This window comes from Agrobacterium sp. DKPNP3, from assembly GCF_052686535.1.
In genome coordinates, this window is the sequence record NZ_JBQYSN010000144.1 from 1 (window position 1) to 8,511 (window position 8,511).

An 8,511-nucleotide genomic window follows, 5' to 3' on the forward strand; every position below is an offset into this window, starting at 1 on the left:
GCTGGTGACGCCACCTGCCGCTGCCGCGCGGGCAGCGGATTCGATCGTCTCGCGGTGTTCCGCGCCGGGTTCGCCGACAAAAACGCGGGCATCCACCAAACCGGGAACGGCCACCACACCCTTGCAGTCGCGCACCGTCGCCCCCTCGGGCGCGCCCTGATTGTGCGCATCCTTGCCGACTGCGAGAATGGTGCCGTCCGCACCGATAACGATGCTACCGGTCTCATCCAGATTACGGGAGGGATCAACGATACGGAGATTTTTGAGAACGGTCGCGGCACTCATACGCGTTCACCCTGGTTTTGCGAGACAAGCAGGGTTTCCATGACGGCCATGCGCACGGCAACACCCATTTCCACCTGGCTTTCGATGACACTCTGCGGGCCATCGGCGACTTCGGAAGCGATTTCCACGCCGCGGTTCATCGGGCCGGGGTGCATGACGAGCGCATCTTCCTTCGCCGCCTTCAGCTTTTCGGCGTCGAGACCGTAATAATGGAAATATTCGCGCACCGAAGGCACGAAGGAGCCGGACATGCGCTCACGCTGCAGGCGCAGCATCATCACCACATCGGCGTTCTTCAACCCTTCCTTCATGTCGTGGAAAACTTCCACGCTCATGTCGCGAATGCCGGATGGAAGAAGTGTCGCAGGGGCGACGACGCGCACGCGCGCGCCCATCTGGTTGAGCAGGATGATGTTGGAGCGGGCAACGCGCGAATGCAGCACATCGCCGCAGATTGCCACCGTGATACCCGAAAGCTCGCCCTTGGCGCGACGAATGGTCAGTGCGTCGAGCAGCGCCTGCGTCGGGTGCTCATGCTGGCCATCGCCGGCATTGACCACGGAGCAGGCGACCTTTTGCGCTAGAAGCGCTGCCGCACCGGCGGAGGAGTGGCGAACCACCAGCACATCCGGGCGCATGGCATTCAGCGTCATCGCCGTATCGATCAGCGTTTCGCCCTTCTTCACCGAGGAGTTGCCGACCGACATGTTCATCACGTCAGCTCCGAGGCGTTTTCCGGCAAGTTCGAAGGAAGATTGCGTCCGCGTCGAAGCTTCGAAGAAGAGGTTGATCTGCGTCAGCCCCCGAAGCGTCGAGGTCTTTTTCTCGCGCTGGCGGCTGATTTTCACGGCCTCGTCCGCCTTGTCGAGAAGCAGGGTAATATCCTGATGGGAAAGCCCCTTGATGCCGAGAAGATGGCGATGGGGAAAAAAGACCATGGAAATTGTCCTCCGGGTCGCAATAGTCAACGGGTCTATAAAGACAGGTGGCGTTGCGGGCAAGCATGCGATAAGCCGGGTTTTGGCATATACACGCAATAAAGCACGAATCCCGATAGAAGGATGCGAATGACAGGCATGAATCGGACAGAAGAACAGCTCGCCGAACTGAACCAGCCCAGCCTCTGGTCAGGTATTAACGCCTATCGTTCCGATCCGCTGATCGTCGATCTGACCTCCGGCCTGTCGCGTAATCTGAGGGATGAGTACGATCAGCTCGGTCGCTACGTCACCTCGCATGAGGCGCAGGAACTGGCGCGCATGGCGAACCAGGGCGTGCCGCAGCTGCACACCCATGGCCCGCGCGGCGAGCGCTTGGACCAAGTGGAGTTTCACCCGGCTTGGCATGCCCTCATGCGCCGTTCCATGTCCTCAGGTCTGCATTCCAGCGTCTGGGAAAATTCTCCCGATACGCGCGGCAATGAGCACAAGGCCCGCGCCACGAAATTCTACCTGACCTCGCAGCTCGAAGCAGGCCATCTCTGCCCGCTGACCATGACCAGCGCCTCCGTTGCCGCCATCATGGCGTCGCCGCGCGTGCAAAAGGAATGGGCGCCGAAAATCCTGTCGCGCAAATATGATTCCGCGCAGAAGCCGGCCCTGCAGAAAACTGCCGTCACCATCGGCATGGGCATGACGGAAAAGCAGGGCGGCACGGATGTGCGCGCCAACCGCACCACCGCCGAGCGGGTGGGCGAGGGCATCTACCGTCTTTCCGGCCACAAATGGTTCCTTTCCGCGCCGATGAGCGACGGTTTCGTCATGCTTGCCCAGATGGGCGACGGCATGGGCTGTTTCCTCGTGCCACGTTACCTGGAGGACGGTTCGAAGAACGGCCTGCATTTCCAACGCCTGAAGGACAAGCTTGGCAACCGCTCCAACGCGTCAGCCGAAGTCGAGTTTACGGATGCCTTCGGTTATCTGCTTGGCGATCCCGGCAGCGGCATCCGCACGATTCTCGACATGGTGACACTGACGCGGCTCGACTGCGCGCTGGCGTCCGCGGGTATGATGCGCGCCTCGCTTGCCGAAGCCGTGCACTACGCCCGCGGGCGGTCGGTCTTCGGCAAGATGCTGGTCACGCAGCCGATCATGACGCGGGTCTTGGCCGACATGGCGCTGGATGTTGCGGCCGCGACCGCGCTTTCCTTCCGGCTGGCGAGTGCTTTCGATGCCGCCCGCAACAATCCGGCCGAAGCCGCCTATGCGCGGGTTATGACGCCCATCGTCAAATATTGGTGCTGCAAGATTGCGCCGGCACTCATTTATGAGGCGATGGAGTGCCTTGGCGGCAACGGTTACGTGGAAGAGCGACCGATTGCCCGCCACTATCGCGAAGCGCCCGTTAATGCCATCTGGGAGGGCTCCGGCAACGTCATGGCGCTGGATGTGCTGCGTGTTCTCCAGCGTGGCAAGGACCTGTTCGATCTGGTCTTCCAGACGCTGGAGCGTGATCTCGGCCCTGCCGGTAAGAAGACCACCGACGTGCTGCGCGCCGCGATCGCGCTTGCGGAGCGAGACGAGGGTGCGGCTCGCCTCTTGGTCGAGCAGTTCGCGCTTGCGGCCGCTGCCGCCGAGCTTTGCCGCCTCGGCGCCGGCAAGATCGCCGATGCATTCCTTGAAACCCGTCTTGCGGGCGGCTGGCGGCACACTTACGGCATGCTCGATTCCCGTTTTGATCCGACGTATATAATCGATTTATTGTATCCGCCTGCATCGTGATTTTGGGCATGCGGAAAATGATTTTGCAGTCCCGGTGGGAGGGGTCTTTATTTTGAAAACATTTACGGGTTTCCAAAGTGATCGTTGCTGTCATGACGCCCTCGCGGGTTTGTCGACCACGCGGGAGGGTGGCTGCCAATGCTGACCTTCCGTTCCGCCCGCGCTGAGGATGAAGACGCGCTGTATGCCATTAGTCTTGCGACGGGCGACGCGGGGCAGGACGCGACGTCGCTTTACGCAGACGGGCGCATGGTCGGTCATATCTATTCTGTTCCGTATCTGCATTTGTGGCCCGATGCCGTCTTTGTTGCCGAGGATGAAGAGGGCGTCTGCGGCTACATCGCCGGCGCGCTCGACACGGCGGCGCACGAAGAACGTCTGGAACAGGAATGGTGGCCGCATCTGCGCGCGCTCTACCCCGATCCAGGTGGCGACCAGCAGACATGGGATGCAGATCAACGCCGCGCCCATTTCATCCACCATCCACGCCGCACGCCAGTCTGGCTTACCGATCCGTTCCCCGCTCATATCCACATGAACCTTCTTCCGCGCACGCAGGGCAAGGGCGGCGGCACCCGGCTCCTGTCGCGCTGGCTGGATATGGCCAGACAGAACAACGTCTACGGCATCCACCTCGGCGCCAGCGAGCGCAACCATGCGGGCATGCGCTTCTGGGAAACGCGCGGGTTCAAACGCCTGGACAGCCACGAAACTCCAGGCAGCGTCTGGTTTGGGATGGCGCTGGAATGATATTGGCAGATTATGCCATCAGATGATATGAATTGAGGCAGGTAATATCGCTGGAGGCGCGGATGCCAACGCGGAATGTCGTCCTGACACAACACCATGAAGATATCATAGAAGAGCTCGTCAAATCTGGGCGCTATCAAAACGCGAGCGAAGTCTTGCGCGAGGGCCTGCGATTGATCGAACGGCGCGAGTACCTTGAGGCGGCTCGAGTGGAAGCCTTAAGGAGAGCCGCGCAAAAGGGGTTTGCGGACCTAGATCAGGGACGCTTCACTGATGTCGCCGATGATGATCTCGACGACTTCATGGCCGCGCTGGGGCGCGAAGCTGAAGTTCGTGCCGCCAAGCTTGATCAAAAATGAAGACGTATCGGCTTTCGCAAGCCGCGCGATCGGACATTATCGACATCCTCGCATGGACGCACGCGACGTTTGGTGGCAATGCGAGAAAGCGCTACGAGAAATTGCTTGCGACGGCGTTGCGCGATATCGCGCAGAATCCATTCCGTTCAGGAACAAGTTTGCGACCCGAAATAGCTGATGAGGTGCGCACCTATCATCTTCGCCATAGCCGGGAGAGGGCAAGAAGTGAGAACGGCCTCGTCAAAAATCCAAGACATCTGCTGCTCTATCGCGTTCTGAACGAGAATCTGGTCGGCGTCGGCCGGGTCCTTCATGATTCCATGGAGATCGAGCGGCATCTGCCTGATGACTATGGGGAAATCAGCGCCTGACAATAACAAATGCGTCGCGTTCCGGACCAGAAGCCCATATCATTCTCGTCATCCACAGGAACCTTAGGCTCCATCCCACCTCCACATTGTCCTTCCTTTCACGCTTTGTTAACTCCTGCGGTCAGGCCTTCGAAACACGGGTAGGGGAATCATGCTGGCGACTGCAGAGGCGATTTCAGCCGACAGACCGGAAAAGCGCATCAAGGATCGCGCTCAGACCGAGAAGGCGATTTTTAATGCGGCGCGGTCGCTGCTTGCCGAAGAGGGGTTTCAGGGTTTCGGCATCAATGCCGTTGCCCGGCGGGCCGGCTGCGACAAGCAACTCATCTATCGCTATTTTGGTGGCCTCGACGGCTTGATCGAGTCGATCGGCGAGGATCTCGGCTCCTGGGTGAAGGATCGCATCCCCGAAGACACGGGCGGGATGTTCCTGCTGACCTATGGCGACCTCATGGAGAAGCTCGCGCTCTATTTCATCGACGCACTGCGCAGCGACCCGCTCGTCTGCAAGATCATCGCCTGGGAAGTGTCTGACGGCTCCCCGCAGGTGCGCCAACTCGCCGAAGCCCGCGCCAAGTCGCTGGGCAAGTGGCTGGAGCGCATGCGCGGTTCTCTTGCTGCGCCGAAGGGTGTGGATACCGCCGCCGTCAATGCCGTGCTGTTTGCCGCCATTCAGCACCTCGTCATTTCTGCTGCCACCAGCGGTCAGTTCGCCGGCGTGCCACTCAAATCGGACCGGGACTGGGACAAGATCACCACCGCGGTCAAAAGACTGGTCCGCGGCGTTTACGGCTGACACGCGTTGCCGGAGCGGTGGGAACAGCCGAGGCGAGCCCGAAATTAACAAAAAATCAACCATGTTTTCACCGGGTGCGCAACCGCCCGGTGCTCCCGTCCGTTCACGGGAACACATTCTTTTCCACAAGTCGCCCGCCCGTCGTTAACCATAATGACAGCTTTCATTTGCCTCGCCACAACGGCGGGTCCAGTGTGGATTAATGAAATGTTAACCATGCGCAATGATTGCGCATAAGGGAGCCGCAAGTGAGCCGCTGGACAGCTTTGAGCGTCATGATGACGTTTTTTGTTATGCTGCCGTTGGATATCGACGTGCCAGCGCTAAACCTCTGCATCATGGCATTGGCGCGCTGGGCGGTGCTTGCCGGCGTTCCCGATACGGTTGTTGTAAGGGGGCAGGCGGCATGAAGTGGTTTCTGATCCTCTGGGCCGGCCCGGTCGCGCTGTTAGGCAGCTGGTACTGGCTTTCCTATTACGACATGAGCTTCGGTTTCTTCATGCTGACGCGCCAGACCCATGATCTCGTCTTCGAGATTTACGGCAATATCCTCGGTCTTCCGCCGGAAAGCCTGCCGCCGCTGGTGGCGCGTGCCATCGCGGTCGATAGCCTGATCGTGTTTGCGATTATCGGTTTCCGTAAGAGAAAGCAGATCGCCGCCTGGTGGCAGGCCCGTCAGTCCGCCGCGCGTGCGAGCGCGTGAAGCCTGTCCAAGGCACCCTGAAGAATGAAGCTAGCCGCCGCCGAATCGATGCGTTCGGCCCGCTTGGCGCGAGACACATCCATTTCCAGCAACGCACGCTCGGCCGCGACAGTCGACAGCCGCTCATCCCAATAAATGAAGGGCAGATCGGTTTTTTCGCTCATGCTGCGCACAAAGGCGCGGGTTGCCTGCACCCTTGGTCCGGATGAACCGTCCATGTTCATGGGAAGGCCAATGATGAAAGCCGCAACTTTTTCCTTTTCCGCAAAAGTCAGCAGGACCTGAGCATCCTGCGTGAATTTCACACGCTTTAATACCGGGCGCGGCGTCGCAAAACGTCGCGACAGATCAGACATGGCAAGCCCTATTGTCTTCGTGCCGAGGTCCAGGCCGGCAACAGCCTGACCGGGTTGAAGCACCTGCGCCAGTTCCTCGATGGTGAGTGTCGCCATATCCTGCGCCGTCCTTACCGCTTGCGGACGAATTCGGTGCGCAGCACCAGTCCCTTGACCGCATCGTGCCTGCAGTCGATCTCTTCGGGATTATCGGTAAGGCGGATCGACTTGATGACGGTTCCCTGTTTGATGACCGTGCTGGTTCCCTTGACCTTGAGATCCTTGACCAGCGTAACAGAATCGCCGTCGGCGAGGACGTTTCCAGCTGCATCGCGCACTTCATTCGCGCGCGCTGCCTCCGCAGCCAGTTCGGAAGCGGGCCGCCATTCGCCGGTCGCTTCGTCGTACACATAAACGTCATTGTCAGCGCCCATTGTCGCCTCTCTTAATTATCGGTAGTGCGGTTGTTCAGGCCGTCCTATGTCATACTATACCGGCAATACAAAGGAGAACTTCCCATGAAAATCACCTGGCTCGGCCATTCCGCCTTCCGCCTTGAAAACGGCAGCGCGAAGATCCTCATCGATCCGTTCTTCACCGGCAATCCCGGTTTCGCCGGGCAGGATGCAAAGTCGGCGGCCGAAGGCATCACCCATATTCTCCTCACCCACGGTCATGGCGACCATGTCGGTGATACCGTGCAACTTGCCCGGGAAACGGGCGCAACGGTACTCGCCAATGCCGATCTCGCCGCCTGGCTCTCCGCCAAGGGTGTCGCAAAGGTCGACATGGGCAATACCGGCGGCACCGTGCATTTTGACGGCTTTTCCGTCACTTTCACTAACGCGCTGCATTCCTCCGCCCAGATTACCGAAGATGGCGTTTCCCATTCGCTCGGTAATGCCAATGGCCTGATGCTGCATTTTGAGGACGGCCCGGCCGTCTATCACATGGGTGATACCGACATCTTCTCCGACATGAAACTCATCAATGAACTGCACCAGCCGGATATCGGCCTCGTGCCGATCGGCGACCGCTTCACCATGGGTGGGGCCGTGGCGGCGCTTGCCTGCCAGCGCTTCTTCAAGTTCCAGAATGTCATTCCTTGCCACTACGGCTCCTTCCCGATCATCGATCAGACGCCGGACAAGTTTGTGGCCGGCATGGAAGGCGCGGAAGCGCGTGTCCACACGCCGAAGGCGGGCGATACCTTGTCCTTCTGAAGCTCCGTGAGAGCATGTCGTCGCCGCAAAACCGCTCCGCAGTGTGATGCGACATGCTTTCTACCGTTGCGAAGGACGGACATGGTGATTATAGCGGGTAGGAAAATTCTGACCGGAGTAAAACCATGTCCGTCGATCTCGCCACCGTAAAGCGCGTTGCGCGCCTTGCCCGTATCGCTGTCACCGAAGATGAAGCACAGAATATGCTCGGCCAGCTGAACGGCATACTCGGTTTCGTGGAGCAGCTTTCGGAAGTGAATGTCGACGGCGTCGAGCCGATGACGTCCGTGACGCCGGTCGCGATGAAAAAGCGCGCCGACGAGGTCACCGATGGCAACAAGGCGGATGACATCGTCGCCAATGCGCCCGCGACCGATCGCAATTTCTTCATGGTGCCGAAAGTGGTCGAATAATCGATCCATCTTGCCGCCTGATTTTTCCGAGATTTTCGAAAGCCGTTGCCGACCATGACCGACCTGACGAGCCTGACCATTGCCGAAGCCCGCGAAAAGCTGAAGGCGAAAGATTTTTCCGCCCTTGAGCTGACCGATGCCTATCTCTCTGCCATCGACGCCGCCAACGGCGCGCTGAACGCCTATGTCGCGACAACGCCTGAGAAGGCGCGCGAGATGGCGAAAGCCTCCGATGGTCGTATCGCTGCGGGTTCTGCGGGTGAGCTGGAAGGCATTCCGCTCGGCGTGAAGGACCTTTTCGCAACGCGTGACATTCACACGCAGGCCTGCTCGCACATCCTTGATGGTTTCAAGCCGAAATACGAATCCACCGTCACCCAGAACCTCTGGGACCAAGGCGCCGTTATGCTCGGCAAGCTTAACATGGACGAATTTGCCATGGGCTCGTCCAATGAAAGCTCCTGGTACGGCCCGGCCATCAACCCGTGGCGCGCCAATGGTTCCGAACAGAAGCTGGTGCCCGGCGGCTCCTCGGGCGGTTCGGCCGCAGCCGTTG

Annotated in this window: 13 protein-coding genes and 1 pseudogene; 10 read left to right on the forward strand and 4 right to left on the reverse strand. The window is 59.6% G+C overall.

The window, feature by feature from the left end; all coding sequences use genetic code 11:
* Together ACUTJJ_RS23980 and ACUTJJ_RS23985 are read right to left on the reverse strand one after the other, a co-directional pair.
* Positions 1 to 285, reverse strand: a pseudogene (locus tag ACUTJJ_RS23980) (dihydroorotase); the annotation flags it as partial.
* A complete protein-coding gene (locus ACUTJJ_RS23985; protein WP_003502441.1) occupies positions 282 to 1,223 on the reverse strand; it encodes an aspartate carbamoyltransferase catalytic subunit in 942 nt (313 codons plus the stop codon). The pseudogene ACUTJJ_RS23980 and the gene ACUTJJ_RS23985, both read right to left, overlap by 4 nt.
* A gap of 129 nt (positions 1,224 to 1,352) precedes the next feature.
* Here ACUTJJ_RS23985 and ACUTJJ_RS23990 point away from each other — a divergent pair, with 129 nt between their 5' ends.
* From ACUTJJ_RS23990 to ACUTJJ_RS24020, 7 genes are all read left to right on the forward strand, one after another.
* Positions 1,353 to 3,005 carry an acyl-CoA dehydrogenase family protein gene (locus ACUTJJ_RS23990; protein ID WP_063951173.1) on the forward strand — a complete coding sequence of 551 codons (1,653 nt, stop codon included), beginning with the start codon at positions 1,353 to 1,355 and terminating at the stop codon, positions 3,003 to 3,005.
* Positions 3,006 to 3,143: 138 nt separating this feature from the next.
* Positions 3,144 to 3,755, forward strand: coding sequence for a GNAT family N-acetyltransferase (locus ACUTJJ_RS23995; protein WP_063951172.1), 612 nt, complete (start codon positions 3,144 to 3,146; stop codon positions 3,753 to 3,755).
* Positions 3,756 to 3,817: 62 nt separating this feature from the next.
* The gene (locus ACUTJJ_RS24000; protein ID WP_296070797.1) at positions 3,818 to 4,114 is read left to right on the forward strand and encodes a type II toxin-antitoxin system ParD family antitoxin; all 297 of its coding nucleotides are present in this window, start codon (positions 3,818 to 3,820) and stop codon (positions 4,112 to 4,114) included.
* Positions 4,111 to 4,485, forward strand: a complete 375-nt coding sequence (locus tag ACUTJJ_RS24005) for a type II toxin-antitoxin system RelE/ParE family toxin (protein ID WP_445543662.1) — start codon at positions 4,111 to 4,113, stop codon at positions 4,483 to 4,485. The genes ACUTJJ_RS24000 and ACUTJJ_RS24005 overlap by 4 nt, the downstream gene beginning before the upstream one ends.
* A gap of 151 nt (positions 4,486 to 4,636) precedes the next feature.
* The gene (locus ACUTJJ_RS24010; protein ID WP_445543663.1) at positions 4,637 to 5,281 is read left to right on the forward strand and encodes a TetR/AcrR family transcriptional regulator; all 645 of its coding nucleotides are present in this window, start codon (positions 4,637 to 4,639) and stop codon (positions 5,279 to 5,281) included.
* Between the two features lie 278 nt (positions 5,282 to 5,559).
* Positions 5,560 to 5,691, forward strand: a complete 132-nt coding sequence (locus ACUTJJ_RS24015) for a hypothetical protein (protein WP_404496907.1) — start codon at positions 5,560 to 5,562, stop codon at positions 5,689 to 5,691.
* Positions 5,688 to 5,984 carry a DUF6105 family protein gene (locus ACUTJJ_RS24020; protein WP_144574666.1) on the forward strand — a complete coding sequence of 99 codons (297 nt, stop codon included), beginning with the start codon at positions 5,688 to 5,690 and terminating at the stop codon, positions 5,982 to 5,984. Before ACUTJJ_RS24015 ends, ACUTJJ_RS24020 begins: the two co-directional genes overlap by 4 nt.
* On the opposite strand, the gene ruvX is transcribed toward ACUTJJ_RS24020, so the two are convergent.
* Entirely contained in the window at positions 5,957 to 6,436 is a 480-nt protein-coding gene (gene ruvX / locus ACUTJJ_RS24025; RefSeq protein ID WP_445543664.1) for a Holliday junction resolvase RuvX, read from the reverse strand. The two genes, ACUTJJ_RS24020 and ruvX, sit on opposite strands and share 28 nt — an antisense overlap.
* Before the next feature lie 14 nt (positions 6,437 to 6,450).
* A complete protein-coding gene (locus ACUTJJ_RS24030) occupies positions 6,451 to 6,753 on the reverse strand; it encodes an alkylphosphonate utilization protein (RefSeq protein ID WP_445543665.1) in 303 nt (100 codons plus the stop codon).
* Between the two features lie 84 nt (positions 6,754 to 6,837).
* Between ACUTJJ_RS24030 and ACUTJJ_RS24035 the strand changes: the two genes are divergently transcribed.
* The 3 genes from ACUTJJ_RS24035 to ACUTJJ_RS24045 all read left to right on the forward strand — a co-directional run.
* Complete coding sequence (locus tag ACUTJJ_RS24035) at positions 6,838 to 7,542, forward strand: metal-dependent hydrolase (protein ID WP_144574657.1); 705 nt, start codon at positions 6,838 to 6,840, stop codon at positions 7,540 to 7,542.
* A gap of 125 nt (positions 7,543 to 7,667) precedes the next feature.
* Complete coding sequence (gene gatC, locus ACUTJJ_RS24040; RefSeq protein ID WP_063951164.1) at positions 7,668 to 7,955, forward strand: Asp-tRNA(Asn)/Glu-tRNA(Gln) amidotransferase subunit GatC; 288 nt, start codon at positions 7,668 to 7,670, stop codon at positions 7,953 to 7,955.
* Positions 7,956 to 8,009: 54 nt separating this feature from the next.
* Positions 8,010 to 8,511: amidase (locus tag ACUTJJ_RS24045; RefSeq protein ID WP_445543666.1), on the forward strand; the 502-nt coding region annotated here is incomplete at its 3' end.

What these genes read in the sequence shown, in the direction of transcription:
- ACUTJJ_RS24015 (WP_404496907.1), top strand. Translation starts at nt 5,560, where the DNA reads ATGACGTTTTTTGTTATGCTGCCGTTGGATATCGACGTGCCAGCGCTA.
- ACUTJJ_RS24035 (WP_144574657.1), top strand. Translation starts at nt 6,838, where the DNA reads ATGAAAATCACCTGGCTCGGCCATTCCGCCTTCCGCCTTGAAAACGGC.
- ACUTJJ_RS23985 (WP_003502441.1), bottom strand. Translation starts at nt 1,223, where the DNA reads ATGGTCTTTTTTCCCCATCGCCATCTTCTCGGCATCAAGGGGCTTTCC.
- ACUTJJ_RS24010 (WP_445543663.1), top strand. Translation starts at nt 4,637, where the DNA reads ATGCTGGCGACTGCAGAGGCGATTTCAGCCGACAGACCGGAAAAGCGC.
- ruvX (WP_445543664.1), bottom strand. Translation starts at nt 6,436, where the DNA reads ATGGCGACACTCACCATCGAGGAACTGGCGCAGGTGCTTCAACCCGGT.
- ACUTJJ_RS24020 (WP_144574666.1), top strand. Translation starts at nt 5,688, where the DNA reads ATGAAGTGGTTTCTGATCCTCTGGGCCGGCCCGGTCGCGCTGTTAGGC.
- ACUTJJ_RS24000 (WP_296070797.1), top strand. Translation starts at nt 3,818, where the DNA reads ATGCCAACGCGGAATGTCGTCCTGACACAACACCATGAAGATATCATA.
- ACUTJJ_RS24030 (WP_445543665.1), bottom strand. Translation starts at nt 6,753, where the DNA reads ATGGGCGCTGACAATGACGTTTATGTGTACGACGAAGCGACCGGCGAA.
- gatC (WP_063951164.1), top strand. Translation starts at nt 7,668, where the DNA reads ATGTCCGTCGATCTCGCCACCGTAAAGCGCGTTGCGCGCCTTGCCCGT.
- ACUTJJ_RS23990 (WP_063951173.1), top strand. Translation starts at nt 1,353, where the DNA reads ATGACAGGCATGAATCGGACAGAAGAACAGCTCGCCGAACTGAACCAG.
- ACUTJJ_RS24005 (WP_445543662.1), top strand. Translation starts at nt 4,111, where the DNA reads ATGAAGACGTATCGGCTTTCGCAAGCCGCGCGATCGGACATTATCGAC.
- ACUTJJ_RS23995 (WP_063951172.1), top strand. Translation starts at nt 3,144, where the DNA reads ATGCTGACCTTCCGTTCCGCCCGCGCTGAGGATGAAGACGCGCTGTAT.